Here is an 18,973-nt window from a genome sequence, read left to right as displayed (position 1 = left end):
AATAAAATTGTATCTTGGATCATTACAACGTACAAGCTCGTTTTGGTGTCTATACGAATACAACCCATCTGCCCTTTGCATGCTCAACCGTTACCTTTTCTGTTCCGTTTTTTTACTACTCAGCTTTCAGGAACTTATCGCTCAACGGGTCACGCTGAGCGGTACCGTTATGCGGGCCGATACCGCTCTTCCCGTCGTGGGAGCCAGCCTCTTCGTGGTTGAATCCGGCGCGGGGACGACCACCGATGAGCAGGGTCGCTTTACGGTTTCGCTGCGCCCCGGATCCTACCACATCAACCTCTCGGCAGTGGGCTTCAAGTCCGATCGTCCGTTCATCGTAGTCAACGCGAATCGAACGGCGGTTTTCCGGTTGATTTCCCAAACTTTCGAACTCGACGAAGTGGAAGTTCGGGAGCGACGCGCCGACCAGAATGTGAAGGACATCCGCATGAGTCAGATTCAGCTGGATGTCCGGCAATTGAAAAAAATGCCCGTGGTGCTGGGTGAACCCGACATCCTGAAAGCCCTCACGCTACAGGCTGGCGTTTCGACGGCGGGCGAAGGCGCGGGCGGTTTCAACGTCCGCGGGGGCCGCACCGACCAGAATCTGGTGCTGCTCGACGGTGCACCGATGTACAACACCTCGCATTTACTCGGTTTTTATACCAACGTCAGTTCGGACGTGGTGCAGGATGTTAACCTCTACAAAGGCAGTTTCTCGTCGCAGTACGGCGGCCGGATTTCGTCGTTGCTGCTGGTCAACACCCGGGCCGGAAACAGCGAACGCTGGCGGTTGTCGGGCGGAATCAGTCCGATCAGCGGACGCGTGGTGGTCGACGGCCCAATTGCCAAAGGGCTGACGCTGATGGCCGCCGGTCGGGTTGCCTATCCGAACTGGATCTTGAAGTCGTTTCCGGAGCGCAGTGCGGCCAAAGAAAGCCGGGCGTTTTTCTACGATGGCAACCTCAAACTCAACTACTCCCCCAATGCCGCCAACACGTTTTCGCTGTCGGCCTACCGCAGTGTGGACCACTTCAAGTTTCCGGGCGACACCACCTACGGCTGGCAGTCGAACGTCGTGTCGGGCCGGTGGAGCGGTTTGTTAAGCCGGAATTTACAACTGAATATCAATGCGTTATACTCTGGCTATCAATACCATGTCGATGGCGAAACCGAGGGCTACACCTTCCGGCTGACGTCCTATATCCAGCACCGTGAAGCCAAAGCCGATCTGTTTTATACGTTGTTCGATAAGCACAAACTACAGCTTGGAGTAAACGGTATCCTGTATAAAATCCAGAAAGGCGATCAGGAGCCGACCGGGGCCAATTCCAGCATCAATCCCAAACGCCTGGAACCCGAAAACGCCCGCGAACTGGGCGCGTATGTCAACACGGAATGGATTCTGACTCCGGCGATTACGCTACAGGCGGGTTTGCGGTATTCTTCGTTTAGTCAGCTCGGCCCCCAGACGGTGTATCGCTACGCCGGACAGGCCCCCCGAACGCCCGAAACCGTGCTCGATTCAACGGTTTATGGCGACGGAAAAACCATCCAGACCTACGGTGGCTGGGAGCCCCGGCTGGGTTTACGGATGCAACTGGCGTCGGACCTTTCCATAAAATTGAACTACAGCCGAAACCGGCAATACATCCATTTGATTTCCAACACCACCGCCATTACGCCGTCGGATTTCTGGAAGGTGAGTGATTCGTATGTGCCTGCTCAGGTGGCGGATCAACTCGCCATCGGATTGTTTAAGAACCTGAACGACAACGCAATCGAGCTGGCCATAGAAGGGTATTATAAAAACATCGATAACCTGGTCGAATACCGCAACGGCGCCACGCTGCTCCTGAACGAACGGCTGGAAACGGATTTGTTGCGAGCGCACGGCAAGGCGTATGGCGTCGAATTGTCTGTTGCCAAAAACAAAGGTAAGCTGACGGGGCAGTTCAATTATTCGTACGCGCGATCGCTGGTTGCGGTGCAAACGGCTTTTAGTGAGTTGCAGGTTAATCAGGGGGCTTTTTACCCGTCAAATTTCGACAAACCGCACAACCTGAATGTGCAAACCCGGCTGGCGATGCGCTACAACTGGACGTTTACGACCAACTTTGTGTACAGCACCGGCGTTCCGGCCACCTACCCCGACGGCCAGTACGTTTTTGCCAACCAGCCGACGCTGAATTACTCGAAACGCAACGCCGACCGGGTTCAGGATTACCACCGACTGGACATGGCTTTCTCGAAAGACACGCGCCTGAGCAACCGCCAAACCCGCTACAGCATCTGGACCATCGGAATTTACAACGTTTACGCCCGCAAAAATCCGTATTCGGTCTATTTCAACCGCTCGAACGCGCGAACGGATGCGTACCGGCTGGCGGTATTCGGCACGATCATTCCGTCGGTTACGTATAATTTTAATTTCTGATGAAGCGGTTTTTTCTAACCACGGCGCTGCTAATCGGATTGGTTTCGTGCATCGATCAGGTCTCCCTGCCGATCCGTAACGAGACTCCGCAGTTGGTGGTCGATGGGCTGATCACGAACGAAAAACCGCCTTATAACGTCCGGCTATCGTATTCCGGAAGCTTTACGTTCGATGGCGAAACTCCGCGGGATGTGATGGTACGCGCTGCCAACGTCCGGATTCGTGATGATTCCGGGCATTCAACGGCCTTGAGAGAAACACAACCCGGCAATTATCAGACTACGGACTTATCGTTTGTTGGTCAGCCGGGCCGGACGTATACCCTTGAGATTGGGCTGAACGATGGCACCCGGTACGTTTCGCAGCCCGAAACCATGCAGCCGGTTGCTCCCATCGACACCATTTATGCCGAATTGAATCGAAGCGAAACCGACCTGATCGATACCTACCGCTTCTTTTTTTATATCGATACCAAAGATCCGGCCACCGAACCGAATTTTTACGGCTGGACGGCCACGTCTTACAATGTGCAGGGCGGCCCACGCGAGTATTGCTGGGTAAAAACCCAAAGTCCGGGCCTCACTATTTTGGCAGATCAAGCCATCGATGGCCGGGAGATCCGAAAAAAACTGGTCATTAAGTCTCCCATTCGCAGCATCGGGCCGCATTTTGTAGAAGTGAAACAGTACAGTTTGACCAAAGAGGCCTACCAGTTTTACCGGCTTTTTCAGGAACAGCAGTCAAGAACCGGCACCATTTTCGACCCGCTGCCCGCTTCGGTGATCGGAAATATCAGACAGGAGAATAAGCCGGAACAGCGTGGTCTGGGATTTTTCAGGGCGTCCGCAGTGACCGTAAAACGGATTAAATCGTATCGGGAAGACGTGTACCAGCCTCAGTTACAACAATATCTGACCACCCTGATGGCCAACGGGCGTCAGTGCTGCTCCGATCCCTGTTTTTCTGAATTAAAGATTGATCCTCCCGGTTTCAGTGAATGATCTACAGACCAATCCAGGGAATTTAAAAAAATCAAGAATGAATAAGTTGATTGTATTTCTGGTCATCATCTCCGCGCTGCTTTCCTGCATCGACAAAGTGGCGCTGCCCATCCGCAATGAACCGCCCCAACTGGTGGTCGACGGGTTGATTACCAATGAAAAACCACCTTACAGCGTCCGGCTTTCCTATTCCGGCAGTTTCGCATTCGACCAGGAAAATCCACAGGATCAGAAGGTTACGAATGCAACCGTCACCTTAAAAGACGATGCTGGTCACACGACTCCAATGGTGCACGACGGCGTTAATCCTGGCTATTACCGGTCTACGGATTCCTCCTTCGTTGGGCAACCGGGCCGAACCTACACGCTGACCATTCGGTTATCGAACGGAAAAACCTACGCTTCGGCACCCGAAAAAATGCCCGCCGTTCCAGGTATCGACAGCGTCTACGCCCGGTTTACGCCCACCGAAAGTGTGGCGCTACCGTATCAATATTACTTTTATCTAGACGCCACCGATCCGAAGTCCCAGCCCAATCAATACCGCTGGACGGCGTATGCCTACACCGCCCGCCGGTCAACCGGCATACCGTGTTGCCTGGGTTGTCCGGGAATTTGCTATGATCGGTGCTGGGTGCAGTATACCAGCCAGGACATCAACATTTTGTCAGACAACGGTATCGACGGAAACCGCCTGCGCCAGCAGCTTGTGATGCGCACACCCATCTATACGCCCGGGCCAACGCTGGTTGAGGTGCAGCAGTACAGCATGACCCCGGCGGCCTATCAATTCTGGAAACTTTTTAAGGAACAGCAATCCCGCACCGGCACCATTTTCGACCCCTTGCCCGCTTCCGTTACCGGCAACATCACCAATGCCAGCGATGCCAGCGAGCAGGCGCTGGGCTTTTTTGGCGCGTCGGCAGTGGCCCGCAAACGGTTTCGGGAACGGGGTGATGCTACCTACGGCACGGCAATTTACGGCTTCATCAGTTCCGTTATTGTTCCGCAGGGCGATTGCCGCTATACGTATGGATTTCAAACGCCGGTTGTGGAACCGCCGGGCTGGCAATAATTACAAGACTTTCCAACCCACCGTCCAGACCCGGCCGCCCGGTTTGAGCTGGTCGGCTTTCGGCAACGGAACGCCCGCCAGACCGGTTTGCGGATTCAGGCAAATCAGGGTTAACGGATACGCTTTTTTATCGGTATCGGACACTAACTTGGTGGAACGCAGAAAAATCTGACCTGATTGCCGGTCGATATCGTCCACAACCGCATACAGCCAATCATTTTTATCCAACTTCTGATCGCCAATCTGAACGCCCTTTGTCAGTCTGAATTGCCACATTTGCCCGACAGCCACCTTGCCCGGTTTGATCAGTTCGGCTTCCACTTCACCTTTGAACAAAACCGCATTTGTGGCTTTTAACTTCGTCAAGGTTCCCAGCAGACTATCCACCGATGCGGTTTCAAACCGGAGTTCCATGCTTTCTTTGGGTTCAATGGCTATTCCGACGGGCTCGGGTTCTTCCATCGGAATCAGTCCTTTTGCCTGGGCTTCGGCCCGCTCGCGCTCGTACGAATTCCCCGCCGATGCCATCAGATTGCTGGTCAGGTACTGGCCCGGAAATAGAAAAAACTCCTTGACAGCCACGATTTTATAGAGATAATCGCTCGTTTCGGGGTTCATCGACAGAAAATAATAATTGCTCTGGCCCTGCTTTTTCATGTGCGACTGCATCCGGCCAATACCGCCGTTGTAGGCAGCCGCGACCATCGTCCACGAACCCAGATTTCGGTACAGAATCCGCAGGTAGCGACAGGCCGCGTCGGTCGATTTGAGCAGATCTTTGCGTTCGTCCACCTTGTCCGTCACTTTCAAACCGAGTTCATCGGCGGTTTCAGGCATGAGTTGCCAGTAGCCCATCGCCCCTTTTCGCGAAACCGCATCGGCTTTCAGTCCGCTCTCGACCACGGCCAGGTATTTGAAATCGTCGGGAATGCGGTATTTCCTCAGCATGGGTTCAATGATCGGAAAATAGTTCGCAATGGCCCGACGGCGGAAGCTGATCAGGTAGTTTTGCGACGACACATTGCGCATGAGGGCAATCGCCAGGTTGTGTGCAACGGACCCGCTTTCGATCGGAACGGGCTCCCCGCAGAAATTTACGGCGGCCGGTTTAGGCACCGAAACCGTTCGGACGGGCGTTTTACGTTGGTTTTTGTTTAGAGTACGTTGAGCAAAAACCGCCGTGTCGACGATGGTGCTGAAGAGACTGATGAGGGTAATCGAAAAAAATAGCCGGTGTTGATGCACGCCTTAGAACGCTGGTTGTCAATGTACAAGAACGCTCATCGGCGAGTTTGTGTTCATTTCACGCGCGGTTTTTACGAAGCGGTCACGATTTCTGGGGTGTTGCCGAAGCTAACCCGACCCGATTCGTGGAGGCTGGCGAGCCTGGTAATCATCCGTTATTACTGCCGGGAATACGAAACCGGGTCGAGCGAGCGGTGTTTTGTACACTTCAATGGAAGGACGCTCTAAACTCCAGCGGTGACTGATTCGTTTTGGCTTTGAACAGCTTGCTAAATGATTGTAAATGCTCAAATCCTAGTTCGTAAGCAATTTCGCTGATGGTTAACTCCGTGGCCGACAGCTTTTCTTTCGCTTTTTCGATCAGCTTTTCGTGAATATGCTGCTGGGTATTTTGTCCGGTCAGCACTTTTAACACACTGCTTAAATACTTGGGAGACACCTGTAAGGATTGGGCGATATGCCCCACAGTTGGCAGTCCTTTGGAGATTAAATCTTCCTGGTCAAAATACGCACTCAGCAGATGATCCAAACGTTCCAGCAGCTGATGACTGGATTTCTCCCGGGTAATAAACTGCCGATGGTAAAACCGGTCGGCGTAGTTGAGCAGTGTTTCAAGGTGCGAAATGATGATGCTTTTCGTGAACTTGTCGATATTCGCCTGGCACTCCCGCTGACAATTTTTGATGATATCGACCAGGACGGCTTCCTCTTTTTCGGATAGAAACAAGGCTTCATTGACCGAGTAACCCCAAAAATCATAGTGCTTGATGGTTTTGGCCAGGGACGTATTCCACAGAAAATCAGGATGGATGAGCAGCATCCACCCTGATTGTTTGAGTTGTGAAACGCTCTTGTCAACCGCCAGACCTAACACCTGATTGGGCGCGATAAAGGACAAAATACCCTCATCATAATCATAGGTCTGCTGTCCGTATTTTAATTTAACTTCATCGGAACTGGCCACTCTTTTCAGACCAATGCAATAGAAATCATAAATACAGGTTGTCGGTTCGCTCAGTTTTACAATTTCAACCGACTCCACTTTAAACACACCGATCAAAGGGTGCTCCGGTTTGGGAAGTTGCCTGAACTGCAGAAATTCGCTGATGGTTTTAAAACGCTTCACCCGGTTTGATTTCCTTTCTGATTTCAAGTACAATTTTACCGCGCACGTGTTTGGTTTCGCTTTCGCGATGGGCTTCGGCCACCTGGTGCAACGAATACACTTTGCTCACCACCGCTTTCACTTTTCCCTCGTCGATAAGTTGGGTGGTACCGCTCAGTGATGACGTATAGGTGGTTATACTGCCTCCGCCCACCAGGGTTCCGGTGGCATTCTTTCTGGCAAGTGCCTGCAGCAACTCATCGGATAGGGGTTGATCGAGGTGCGTACAGACAAAGAGGCCGCCTTCCTTTACTACATCAACCGATTTTAATCGGATGTTGTTATCCCGAATGGGCGTAGCGTTGAAGACCAGATCAATAGCGTGCACCACGTCTTCGAAGTTTTGACTGCGGTAGTCGATCACCTCGTCGGCCCCCAATTCCTTCAGGAAATCAATGTTATAAGCCGATGCGGTTCCGATCACATAGGCTCCTTTTGCTTTGGCAAACTGCACCGCCAGATTGCCTACGCCACCGGCCGCCCCGTGAATGAGCACGCGCTGCCCCGGCTGAACAGACCCCAAATCCACGATACCATTCCAGGCAATAAGCGCACAGGACGGAAGCGCCCCGGCTTCGTTAAAGGTAAGGTGGCGCGGCATTAACGAAAACTGGCTTGCTTTCGCGGCAATGTATTCAGCGTAACTTCCATCGCCGGGAAAATTGGGAACCCCGTAGACTTTGTCACCTTTTTTAAAACCGGTTACCTCCCTGCCGGTTTCTTCCACTACACCGGCGACATCCAACCCCAAACCCAGAGGTAACTTCAGGAAAGACCGCAAAACCTCATTTCCGCCCTGGCGGATAACGTAATCGGCAGGATTTACGCTGCTGGCGTACACGGCCACTAAAATCTCATCGTCTGCCGGAACAGGGCGGTCCACCTCTTCCAGCTTCATCACCTCTGGTCCGCCAAATTCGTGAATTCGGATTGCTTTCATCGTTCTCTGTTTATGTTCATGCAAAGGTCTGCATTGCTTTCAAAACAGATTTAGCCGAAATGCCCTTTGGTTTAGTCTAAATTCCGGCCGGTTTGAGGGAGTCGGGAAGTTTCCGATTTTTCCGTTGCTGGTTGAGATCGGTTTTTCCTGGCTATATGTGGGCACCCATGCAGACTTCTTCCACCATAGTCTTTGCAGAAGCGGAGAATTGAAACGTCCCTCCTGCTCTAATCTTTTCGTGCCAAGTAGAAAACGATCATCCGATGATTTATACTACATTCGCACCATTCAACGGTAGTGACATCTTTCCGGGTTAAAATTGCACTCAACTAACTAGTCTCCCCATGCGAAAGCGCGGTTTCGGTCTTGTTTTCTTTTTTCTTAGTACCATCTGGTTATCAGCTCTGGCTCAGCGCCCCCCCGCTTATCCCCTGGTAACGATTGACCCTTATACCAGCATCTGGGCGTTTACGGACCAACTCAATGAGTCGCCCACCCGCCACTGGACGGGCAAAAACCAGCCGCTCGACGGCCTGATTCGCGTCGATGGCCGGACCTACCGGTTTATGGGCGCTCCGATGACGACGCTCAAAACCGTCATTCCGACCGCGCAAACAACGGCGTATGAATTGGTCTACACGTTTCAGAAACCAGACGAAGGCTGGGAAAAATCAGGCTTTAAACCCTCCGGTGACTGGAAAACCGGACAGGCTCCGATTGGCGACGGCGCGTCCAGCAATCCGGTTAAACCCGCAACGCTCTGGAAAACCAAGGAAGTCTGGTACCGCCGGACGGTGAATGTTTCCGATTTAAATTTCGAAAATCCGGTTTTATACCTGAGTCATGACAACGATGTGGTGGTTTACATCAATGGCGTTAAAGCGTTCGATAGCGGTCACGGTTACATCGGCGATTACAAGGTTTTCCCCCTTTCTCCCGAAGCCCGAAAGGCGTTAAAAAAAGGCGCGAACGTGCTGGCTGTCAGCTGCATCAACCCGTCCGGGGGCGGCTATGTGGATGTGGGACTGGTCGACGAACGGAAGGTCAATCTGGGTGCTCCCGTGGGGCTGGCCCGGCAACTGAGCGCAAAAGTTCAGGCAACCCAAACGGAATACCAGTTTGCCGCTGGCCCGGTCGCCCTGACCGTAACCTTTACAACACCGCTCCTGCTGGATGACCTGGATGTGGCAACCCGCCCGGCTTCTTACCTGACTTACACCGCCCAGTCAACCGACGGAAAGCCGCATCCGGTTCAGGTCTACACGGCGGCTTCCGGCCTGCTCAGCGTCCATCAGCCGATGCAGAAAGTTGTCGGCAAACGATCGTCGGCCGACGGGCTGACGGTTTTGTCCATCGGTACTACCGAGCAGAACATTCTGGGGCGCAAAGGCGATGATGTCCGGATCGACTGGGGATATGCCCTGCTGGCAGCTCCGACGGCTTCAACCACGCAGACGGGAATTGGGCAACCCGCGGCTTTGTTTCGCAGCTTTGTAGGCCAGGGCAACGTAACCGATGAAGCCAATCAGCCCACTACGGCCGACAACCGGTCACTGGCCGTTTCGCAATCGCTGGGCACCGTGACACAAACGCCAAAAACCGCTCACGTCATTCTGGGGTACGATGATCTCTACTCGGTCAACTATTTTGGCAAGAATCTGCGGGCGTGGTGGCGCCGGGATGAAACCATGACCGCCGAAAAGATGCTGGCAGCGGTGGAGAAAGGGTACAGCCAATTAATGGAAAAATGCCGTCAGTTCGATCAAAAGCTCTATGCTGACGCCGAGAAATCGGGCGGAAAAGAGTATGCCGGTCTTTGCCAGCTGGCCTACCGGCAAGCCATTGCGGCCCACAAAACCGTGGCGGGTCCGAAAGGCGAAGTGCTGTTTCTGTCCAAAGAAAATTTTAGCAACGGCTCCATCGGAACCGTGGACGTCACTTATCCGTCGGCACCGTTATTTCTGATTTATAATCCTACGTTGCTGAAGGGCATGATGGAGCCGATTTTCCAGTATTCCGAAAGTGGAAGGTGGACCAAACCGTTTGCGGCTCATGATGTGGGAACGTATCCGTTGGCGAACGGCCAGACCTATGGCGAAGATATGCCGGTGGAAGAGAGTGGCAACATGTTGATTCTGACCGCAGCCATTGCTGCAACGGAGAAAAACGCCGGCTTTGCCAAACAACACTGGTCAACCTTGACCACCTGGGTGGACTTTCTTAAGAAAGAAGGTTTTGATCCTTCCAACCAGCTTTGCACGGACGATTTTGCCGGTCACCTCGCCCGCAATGCCAACCTGAGCATCAAAGCCATCATGGGCATTGCCTCGTACGGGTATCTGGCAAACCAACTGGGGCAATCCGACGTGGGCGAACAAAATCTGAAACTGGCGCGCGAACTGGCGCAAAAGTGGGTTCAGATGGCGCAGGATGGCGACCACTACGCGCTGACGTTCGACAAACCGCAGGGAAGCTGGAGCCAGAAATACAACCTGGTTTGGGATAAACTACTGGCTCTGAAGGTGTTCCCGTCGGACGTAGCCGAAAAAGAAATCCGGTATTACCTCACCAAACAGCAACCCTTCGGCCTTCCGCTGGACAGCCGCCGGACGTATACCAAATCCGACTGGATCATCTGGACGGCCACTATTGCCACCAATCCGCAGGATTTCCAGCAATTGATTGTGCCGATTTTTAAGTACGCGGACCAAACCCCCAGTCGGGTCCCGCTGTGCGACTGGCACGAAACGACCGATGGCAAACAGGTGGGTTTCCAGGCGCGTTCCGTGGTGGGCGGTTATTTTATCAAGCTGTTAAGCGATCAACTTCATTAATTCACTTTTTCTAACTAAACCCATGATGAAACCCCACATTTCGTTAGCACTGATGGCCACCGTCCTGCTCACTGGCGGCAACGGCTATGCCCAGTCGGGCAAGAAAATTTACACCTTTCCAATTGGCGTTCAGTCGTATACCTACCGCAACAGCTTCCCGAAAGGCGTTGCTGCGACCCTGGACACCATCCAATCATTGGGCATCACCGAAATGGAAGGTAGCACTCCAAAGGGCGTAACGACCGAGGAATTCAAGAAGATGCTGAAGGATCGGAACATTTCAATTCCGGGTACGGGTGCCGGTTATGAGCAACTGGTGAAAGATCCGATGGAGGTTGTTCAGAAAGCCAAAGAGCTGGGATCCCAGTTTGTTATGTGCGCGTGGATTCCGCATCAGAAAGGTAATTTTACGTTGGAAAACGCGAAAAAAGCCGTTGAAGATTTCAATCGCGTTGGCAAGGTGTTGAAAGAAAATGGCTTGACGTTTTGTTACCACAACCACGGCTTCGAATTCCAGCCGTATGAAGACGGAACGCTGTTCGATTACATCGTAAAAAACACCAATCCCGACTACGTTTCCTTCGAAATGGATATTTTGTGGGCCACCCACGGCGGTGCGGATCCGGTTAAGCTGCTCAACAAATACGGTAACCGCTGGAAGCTGATGCACTTGAAAGACCTCAAAAAAGGGGTAAAAGGTGACTTCACCGGCAACACGCCCCAGGAAAACGATGTGATTCTGGGAACAGGTCAGATTGATATGCCGATGGTATTGAAAACCGCCAGGAAGGTCGGAATCAAGCATTATTTTATTGAAGACGAAAGCAATATCTGGAGTTATCAGCTACCGAAAAGTATCGCTTATCTGAAGAATTTGACGGAATAAGGTCGGTAGTGTATGGGTTCCTCAGCAGTCAGGAGGAAGTTGCTCAGGTGACTTCCTCCTGACTTTTTAATTGCCCATCGCGTAGGTTCCAATTTTATTGACCGGTTGGCAGTACTTATCCTTCGGTGCAGGCAGCTCGTCAATTCCACTTAATTTTGTAACAAAGTCAATTAACCTAAAGTTACCGGTTTTGGTCGCCTGAGTGCTTTAAAGTAGCGCGTAAAACCAAAAAATCGAAGAATCATAGCACTGTTGGATAAAGATGGCACAAAGTTTGGGATGCAGTATATACCAGCCTATTCAATTGTCAACTCTACTATCGACACGATCTTATGATTACTAAAACTGTTTTCAATGAAGCAATTAACCTGATTGGGGTTACTAAAATTGAAGCCGTACCCAGTACTCATAAAATGGCAAAATACCGCAAACGCAGGCCTTTTAAACTCAATATCACTAAAGCAGGCGTATGGTTTCTCATACTTTTGGTAGCTTTAGGGTTTGCGTTTCTATGGTATAAAGTGATTGCAGAAGTAGTTCGTGCGGTTTTTGAGTAGCTTTGCCCAATTTTGGCTTGAATCTTGCTAGGCAACCCATTTTGAACGATTCAGCTGTTTTTGAGGTCTTTTTCAATCACTTCCATCATCTCCTCCGCAAAATACATATCCACGGCTTCCTTATTCTTTATCGCTATTTTCCCGCGGTATTTGCATTGAAAATGATCTTTCACCAGTTGATAGGTGGCAGCTGAAATGTTGACCTTGCCCACTTCGCCATGCTGTTCCATGCGGGCCGCCGTGTTGACGGTATCGCCCCAGATGTCGTAGGCAAACTTGCGAACACCCACAATCCCGGCCACCACCGGCCCGGTATGAATCCCAATCCGAAACTCGAAATGCTGCTGCCCCCGGGCTCGTCGTTCCTGCTGGTTGCGGAGCATGAACGTCCGCATTTCCAAAGCCGCCCGAACCACTTCAACCGGGTTTTCGGGGTAGATCACCGGCAATCCGCCAGCACACAAATAAGCATCGCCAATGGTTTTGATTTTTTCGATGCGGTAGCGACTCAGAATGTCATCGAATGAACGGTAATAAAAATCGATTTCACTGACCAGTTCTTCCGGCGAAAGCCGCTCCCCCATGCTGGTAAAGTTCTTGATATCGGTGAACAAAACCGTCACCCGCTCAAACCGGCGGGGCTTCGATGTGCCGGTCAGCTTGAGTTCTTCAACCACCTCCGACGGCAAAATGTTGAGCAGCAACTCTTCCGATCGCTGCTTGGCTTCCTGAAGTTCTTCGGTACGCTGTTGCACTTTGTGTTCCAGAATCTCATTCTGCTCCGTAACCAGGCGCTTGTTTTCCACCAGGAGACGAATCTGCTCCCGTTCGGCTTCCTGCCGGTGTTTTTTCAGCAGATTGACGCTGTAGGTAAGGGCCACGGCGAAGAAAATGATTTCGATCCCAACCCCGAGGTGAATACTTTCGTACGTCCAGAAACCGTAGGGCAACTGGCCGAACGAATACAGGAGAAAAACGAAAATGCCGACGTAGAAAAACACATTTCCAACGATGTAGAACAAAGCCGGACGAAATCCTTTGCGCAGCGTGGCAATCCCGGCGGCCACACTAAACACGCCCTCCACCAAAACGATCAAGGGCACAATGTCGATCTGCCGGCCCAGGCTGTGATCCAGGCTCACATCCAACACATTCATTACGAAACTGATCAGGTAAAGACCCAGAATGCCAAGACCCACTTTGTAATACCGGGGTGCCAGCAACCGGAGCTGAAGAAAGGTTAGCGTAAACAGAATGTGCAGCACGCCCGTGACTGATGCCAGGGCGGTGGCATACCGCTCGATGGACGGATTCGAGGGCCAGAAAAATTCACTGGTATGGCCGCGGAACAACGCCATTTGTAGTCCGATAAAGAACACCCAGATGGCGTATCGCAGATTCCCCACTTCCTGCAAACGGGCGTACATAATCAAACTGTAGACAATGATAATCAGGATAATACCGTAGTAAATGCCGTAAAATAAATCGGAGCGATGCTGGCTTTCCAGGAGCCGGGCCGTCGAAAGGGCATAGATAGGCAATGCCGTTGCGTTGATTCCCTCCATGTACACATAAAACAGGTGGGTCTGTCCGTTGCGGACCTGAATGGGGCAAAACAGGATGCTTTTGCGGAACGGCTCACCCGTTTCGGGCTGCAGGCTTCCCAGCTTTTGAACGGCCAAAACCCGGTTTCCGGCGGTTTCATAAATTCGCATCAATTCGGTTCCGGCATAGATAAACTGCAGGAATAACTCCCGATCGGTCTCATTCGTAATCTGGAACCGGAACCAATAGCCCAACTGGTGTTCCTTGGGCTTGATGAGCCGGTTTTGGGCGGCAACAAAACGGAATTTTGCCGGGTTTTGCACCAAATCGTCAATGGATACCGTACCGGTTTTTACCTCTAAAAGCTCGCTGGCTTCAAAGACGTTGTAGGCCTGAGCCAGGTCGCGGATCCGAATCGGTTCGGCTTCCGCGCGGCCAATCAATACTAGACATACCAGCAAAATCGGTAAAAGTCGCGTCATCGTTTCGGGGTTTTCCGTTCAGGAAACAGTGGGTAACAGGGCTGTTCGCAACATCACATCGACTTTGTGGGCGGTGGTGCCGAATTCTTTCCGGGCCACATAGGTCAGCGGCACCCGCAAAAACCAGGGTGGCCGGGCCACCAGCTTTCCCATTTTAGCCGAATCCGCTTCCAGTCGGGCCAAAAGTTGCTGCCGTTCGGTTTCACTTTTCGATTGATGCAACCCGACGCTTTTTTCCCAGGCCAGATCGCGCCCCTGCTTCATAACGGATCGTTCGATGTTTTTAATCTTGTCTGAAAAATAGGTTACGAACGTGCCAAACGGTCGAAAGACCCGGCCCACATTATCGTTCATCTGATCGTACATATCGTCGAACAATTCGTTCATTTGGGCAAAATCGTTCTTGAATAAATCGATGTTTTTTCCTTTATAAACTTCCGCAACCACAATCGGCAGGTCGAATGAAATATGCGCATTGGCCGCCGAAAAGATGTATTGGTCGGTCGTAATGACCGTCCGGGCGGCATCGAACGACAGTTGCCAGGGAGCCGACGCGGGTTTGCCGTCGAAGTACTGATTAAGGGCTTCAAAATACCGGTTGCCGAAGCCCACATCGACCCGCTCCATCTCCACCGGATTTTCAAACAACCCCAACCGGATTCCTTCCGCAACCCGCTGGGTAACCAGTTTGTAGATGGCGGCAAACAAACCCATCGGATTGTTCTGCGACCGCAGGTGCCGGGCCACTTTGTCCAGGTAAAAAATCACCTCATCGATGCGCTCGGCGGGCGGAATCCGGAAGTCCGGCGTTTCAGTTTGCCAGGTGTCAGTCAGCGCCGACGGCAGGTAAAACTGCTCGCTTTTGGCCCCGTTGTGATACGACAGCACCAGATCGATCATCTGGTTGCTGAAGGCCCGGCCCACCGCGCCCATCAACAAATGCCGGTCGCCGACGGAACGAAATCCCTTGTCCAGCCACTGAACGGCGTTCATCACCGGCGAATCGTTTTCGTCATCGTCTTTGGCCACTTCGAGCAGATCGGCGTAGTGGTCGCCAATGAAAAACCGGACAAACAGGGGCGACAACCGCTGAAACGGGCCAAACGACAGCCGGGAATTCATCAGATCGATACAGGCGTCGGTCAGTTCCGCGCCTTCGCGACCGCCGTCGGGCGAGCGCCCCGCCTGTTGTTCCAGAATCGCGTTCATCAGGTGCCGGCAATCGGCTTCGTTTTCCGAATTCAGGTCGTCATCGACGCCGATCATGTGCCCCACCACTTTCCAGAGGTGCAGATAAGCCTCGCTTTCTTCGGGTGTCAACTCGATGTCCATCTGTTTCAGGCCGTCGATGATGACCACGCCAAACGACAGCAGCGTACCGACCAGATCCTGCTGGTTGATCGGAACACCGTATTTTTCAACATCCCAATGGTGCTGCTGGGCGTGATACCGGATCACGGCGTGGATGAGCCGAACTTTCTGGATGGAGACAACGGCCAATCCGTCCTGCTCGAAACCATTCAAAGTCAGCATGTTAACCACAAACTGAGCGGTTTCCATCAGCCGCCGGGTGAACGAATCCAGCGACCCGTCGTGTACGCGCAGGCGACCCGTGCGGTAGAGCACTTTGGCCCCGCGCCAGCAGGTGTAACAGAGCGGCAGCGATTTGCAGAGCAGCAGCAGCAGAATTTTGGGACCGTATTGTTTAAAAACATCGGCCGCCACCATCAGCTTGAACGGTTCGGCCCAATCGGGAAGTTGCCGGGTTTTGACAAAATAATCTTCCACGATCTGTTTCAACCGATCCGGCAAAACGTCAAACGCCGGGTTCGGAAAGTTGCGGTTTTGAACCAGCATCTGGAAAATCTGATCGATCTCGCCTTTCTGGTTGTCGAGCAGGATGGCGGCAATGGTTTCGTCGGCGAGCGGGTCGCCCATCCGTCGTTTGCTCCACAGAAATTCATCGGTCCAGGTAGCAACTGAAGGGCTATTCATCGTAAGGAAAGAGGAGCGTTAAGGTTACTACAAATAACTATTTTAGTAACTCATTTCCAACTTCTCCGGCACATTCTCCCTTTCTACCGCAATCATTTCCATGCAGTTAAGGCATTTTGTATTTTAGCACCACGATCCGCGCCATGAAACGAACCCTTCCCCCCTTCCTGATTCCTATTCTCATTGGTCTGGCGTTTCTGGCCCTCCCGTACATTTTTGCACCGGGCGGCTTTCCCGGACTGACGCAACTGATCAGCAATCCGCACGAACGGACCAATTTTCTATCCTATCTGTTCATGCTGGTGTTTTTTTACGTCAATTACTACGTCCTGATTCCAAAGCTCTATTTATCAGGAAAATACATCCTTTATGTTACCAGCGTCGTCGGTTGTTTTCTGGTTATCATCAGCACCGTCGTGCTGCTGGATCGTCAGGATCTGTTGTCGGGCTCCTTCCCGACGGCTCCCCGTTTTCCCGTTCCCCGAGGGCCCGTTCCGGGCGGTTTGCACCAAAAACCGCCTTTTGGTTTTGAGTTAAGTCACGCACTTTTTCTGTTTCTGGTCGGCATATTCGTTTCTCTTTTTTTACAAATCAACAACCGCTGGCGGCAAACCGAGCAGGAAAAACTGGCGACGGAACTGTCGTATCTGAAAGCGCAGATTAACCCGCATTTCCTGTTCAATACGCTCAACAGCATCTATTCGCTGGCCATCGAGCAGTCGGACCGAACCGCCGATGCGATCGTAAAGCTCTCGTCATTAATGCGATATGTCATTCGGGATGCCGGCAGCAACCAGGTCCCGCTTGCCAAAGAGGTGGAATACATCGATGATTACATGGCGTTGCAAAAGCTGCGCCTGGGGGACACCGTCCAGATCGAATACGCCAGTAGCGGTCTGTTCAACGGCAAACAGATTGCCCCGCTCATCCTGATTTCGTTCATCGAAAATGCGTTTAAATACGGGGTCAATCCGGAAGAAAAATCAATCATTCAAATTACAATATCGTTGAAAGAGAACAACTTACGGCTGTACGTGTTCAATAAAAAAGTACGGCTTTTTCACAACGACGAAGCTTCGGGCGGTATTGGTATCGAAAACACCAAATCCCGCTTGCAACTGGTTTATCCCGACAAACACACGCTGACGATAACCGACAATCCGACCGGTTTTGCAGTCGAATTAATCCTGAATCTGGCATGATCCGAGCCATTGCCTTAGACGACGAACCGCCCGCCCTGCGGGTATTGACCCATTTTTGCAGTCAGATTCAAGCCATCGATCTGCAAAAAACCTTTCTGCGCCCCGACGAAGCCCTCGATCACCTGCATCAGTCACCAACGGACCTGCTTTTCCTCGACATCAACATGCCGTCGGTATCGGGCATCGACTTTCACAAAGCCATTCCGGAGCAAATAATGGTGATTTTCACGACTGCCTACGCCGAATATGCCGTGGAAGGCTTCACACTGAACGCCGTCGATTACCTGTTGAAACCGTTTACCTTCGAGCGGTTTCAACAAGCCGTCCATAAAGCCAATGAATACCACCAGTTCCGAAACCAGACCGAACCCGCAAAGGAAGCCTATCTGTACATCCGTGCCGATTATACCCTCCACAAAATTGCGCTGTCGGACATCCTGTTCATCGAAGGGCTGGACGATTACCTCAAAATTCACATCCGGTCCACGACCCGCCCCATCGTGGCCCGCATGACGATGAAAACCATGCTGCAAAAATTGCAGGAAGCCGACAAGGGCAACGAGCGGTTTATCCGCGTGCATCGCTCCTATATCGTAGCTTTTAGCCGAATCGAGCAGGTCAGAAACCGGATAATTACGCTGGCAGGTGAAGAAATTCCGATTGGATTGAGCTACGAAACGGAGTTTTTCAAGCGGTTTCAAAGGTGACGGTGTTCCTATTTTTTGCTAACCGGCTCATTCATGGTTATATAGCTGCCATTGTAAGCGGCAAACACGCCATAACCACCCGCGATATTGGAAAACAATACCGTCGGCTCGGCAAAGTTCTGGCTCTGACTCGTAAACTGCTCCCGCAGCGAGGTGTGATAGCGGTAATAATTTTCGTCGGTAGTGAGTAAACCGGCGCGAATTCGCTGCGTCCGGGTGGTCGTTTTCGGAGCGGTCAACAAAGAATGCGACCCCGCCATCAGCCGTGGTACCCCGGCCGGGCCGGCTTCGCGGTCGACAAAGAAAGTCGGCTGGCTGATGCGGCTTTCGATTCGGGAACCGGTCCCGTCGTCCACAATTTCCTGCTCAATCTCGGCCCAGCCCCGGTAGTAACGGGTGACATTCCCCGGCGATTTCCAGTAAAGGGTGGTGGTATAATTCGTCAGCGCTGCGTTCGCGGTATTGCGCGTCACCGTCGAGTCGAGTGATACCCGGTCGATGGGCACCGCCTGCGGCACCGTAGCCTCCGCCGTCACGCGCCGGTTGCCGGTCATGCTCACCGTCAGGCGGTAGGTTACGCCCGGCCGAATGGGAAACCGTCCCTGGGGAACCGCCCGGTAATACCGGAGCCGGTCGTCGTAGGCCAGTTGAATGGTGCGTATGCTGTCGCTCAAAAACACCACCGCATCTTTAACCACGAGCGACTCGGTAAAGGAAGACACGATCTGCGGTTCCGACATGGCAATTTTGGCGGCCAGTACGGTATCCTGCGGAGAAATAAAGCAAATCACGTTGGGTTTGGTTACCCGGTCGATGGGCAACGCATCGACGGATAATTCATCGACCGTACGAATGCAGCCGCCCATCAAAACCACCAGAAGCACGCAGAAAAAGGTTCGCAT

14 protein-coding genes are annotated in these 18,973 nt (G+C 52.3%); 8 read left to right on the top strand and 6 right to left on the bottom strand.

From position 1 onward, the window contains the following. Positions 1 to 79: 79 nt before the first annotated feature. The 3 genes from EHT87_RS02720 to EHT87_RS02710 are packed head-to-tail and all read left to right on the top strand — an operon-like array spanning position 80 to position 4,513. Positions 80 to 2,437, top strand: a complete 2,358-nt coding sequence (locus EHT87_RS02720) for a TonB-dependent receptor (protein WP_124903590.1) — start codon at positions 80 to 82, stop codon at positions 2,435 to 2,437. Next, positions 2,437 to 3,438, top strand: coding sequence for a DUF4249 domain-containing protein (locus EHT87_RS02715; protein ID WP_124903588.1), 1,002 nt, complete (start codon positions 2,437 to 2,439; stop codon positions 3,436 to 3,438). The genes EHT87_RS02720 and EHT87_RS02715 overlap by 1 nt, the downstream gene beginning before the upstream one ends. A gap of 37 nt (positions 3,439 to 3,475) precedes the next feature. Beyond that, positions 3,476 to 4,513: a DUF4249 domain-containing protein gene (locus tag EHT87_RS02710; RefSeq protein ID WP_124903586.1), complete on the top strand. Its 1,038-nt coding sequence runs from the start codon at positions 3,476 to 3,478 to the stop codon at positions 4,511 to 4,513. Here the strand turns inward: EHT87_RS02710 and EHT87_RS02705 are convergent, their stop codons facing one another. The 3 genes from EHT87_RS02705 to EHT87_RS02695 form a co-directional block, all read right to left on the bottom strand. Next, positions 4,514 to 5,758, bottom strand: coding sequence for a lytic transglycosylase domain-containing protein (locus tag EHT87_RS02705; protein ID WP_124903584.1), 1,245 nt, complete (start codon positions 5,756 to 5,758; stop codon positions 4,514 to 4,516). 208 nt (positions 5,759 to 5,966) lie between these two features. Continuing rightward, positions 5,967 to 6,884 carry a helix-turn-helix domain-containing protein gene (locus tag EHT87_RS02700; protein WP_124903582.1) on the bottom strand — a complete coding sequence of 306 codons (918 nt, stop codon included), beginning with the start codon at positions 6,882 to 6,884 and terminating at the stop codon, positions 5,967 to 5,969. Continuing rightward, positions 6,871 to 7,863 (bottom strand): NADP-dependent oxidoreductase, encoded by a 993-nt coding sequence (locus EHT87_RS02695; RefSeq protein ID WP_124903580.1) that lies wholly within the window; start codon positions 7,861 to 7,863, stop codon positions 6,871 to 6,873. The genes EHT87_RS02700 and EHT87_RS02695 overlap by 14 nt, the downstream gene beginning before the upstream one ends. A 344-nt stretch (positions 7,864 to 8,207) precedes the next feature. Here EHT87_RS02695 and EHT87_RS02690 point away from each other — a divergent pair, with 344 nt between their 5' ends. The 3 genes from EHT87_RS02690 to EHT87_RS02680 all read left to right on the top strand — a co-directional run bounded on the left by EHT87_RS02690 (position 8,208) and on the right by EHT87_RS02680 (position 12,140). Next, the gene (locus EHT87_RS02690) at positions 8,208 to 10,697 is read left to right on the top strand and encodes a glutaminase family protein (protein ID WP_124903578.1); all 2,490 of its coding nucleotides are present in this window, start codon (positions 8,208 to 8,210) and stop codon (positions 10,695 to 10,697) included. A 25-nt stretch (positions 10,698 to 10,722) separates the two neighbouring features. After that, a complete protein-coding gene (locus EHT87_RS02685; protein WP_374756022.1) occupies positions 10,723 to 11,583 on the top strand; it encodes a sugar phosphate isomerase/epimerase family protein in 861 nt (286 codons plus the stop codon). A gap of 332 nt (positions 11,584 to 11,915) precedes the next feature. After that, complete coding sequence (locus EHT87_RS02680) at positions 11,916 to 12,140, top strand: hypothetical protein (RefSeq protein ID WP_124903574.1); 225 nt, start codon at positions 11,916 to 11,918, stop codon at positions 12,138 to 12,140. A 50-nt stretch (positions 12,141 to 12,190) separates the two neighbouring features. On the opposite strand, the gene EHT87_RS02675 is transcribed toward EHT87_RS02680, so the two are convergent. Further along, positions 12,191 to 14,167 carry an adenylate/guanylate cyclase domain-containing protein gene (locus EHT87_RS02675; RefSeq protein ID WP_124903572.1) on the bottom strand — a complete coding sequence of 659 codons (1,977 nt, stop codon included), beginning with the start codon at positions 14,165 to 14,167 and terminating at the stop codon, positions 12,191 to 12,193. An 18-nt stretch (positions 14,168 to 14,185) separates the two neighbouring features. Further along, on the bottom strand, positions 14,186 to 16,162 hold the full coding sequence (locus EHT87_RS02670; protein WP_124903570.1) for a DUF5995 family protein: 1,977 nt from the start codon (positions 16,160 to 16,162) through the stop codon (positions 14,186 to 14,188). A gap of 143 nt (positions 16,163 to 16,305) precedes the next feature. Between EHT87_RS02670 and EHT87_RS02665 the strand changes: the two genes are divergently transcribed. Together EHT87_RS02665 and EHT87_RS02660 are read left to right on the top strand one after the other, a co-directional pair. Next, on the top strand, positions 16,306 to 17,364 hold the full coding sequence (locus EHT87_RS02665; protein ID WP_124903568.1) for a sensor histidine kinase: 1,059 nt from the start codon (positions 16,306 to 16,308) through the stop codon (positions 17,362 to 17,364). Next, positions 17,361 to 18,071 (top strand): LytR/AlgR family response regulator transcription factor, encoded by a 711-nt coding sequence (locus tag EHT87_RS02660; RefSeq protein WP_124903566.1) that lies wholly within the window; start codon positions 17,361 to 17,363, stop codon positions 18,069 to 18,071. Before EHT87_RS02665 ends, EHT87_RS02660 begins: the two co-directional genes overlap by 4 nt. An 8-nt stretch (positions 18,072 to 18,079) precedes the next feature. Here EHT87_RS02660 and EHT87_RS02655 read toward each other — a convergent pair whose 3' ends face one another. Then, positions 18,080 to 18,973, bottom strand: coding sequence for a DUF4249 domain-containing protein (locus tag EHT87_RS02655; protein ID WP_124903564.1), 894 nt, complete (start codon positions 18,971 to 18,973; stop codon positions 18,080 to 18,082).

It is taken from the genome of Larkinella knui (assembly GCF_003858645.1).
GTDB classification, from domain to species: domain Bacteria; phylum Bacteroidota; class Bacteroidia; order Cytophagales; family Spirosomataceae; genus Larkinella; species Larkinella knui.
The sequence above is the reverse complement of the archived record's forward strand: the minus strand, read 5'-3'. Positions and strand labels throughout refer to the sequence as shown.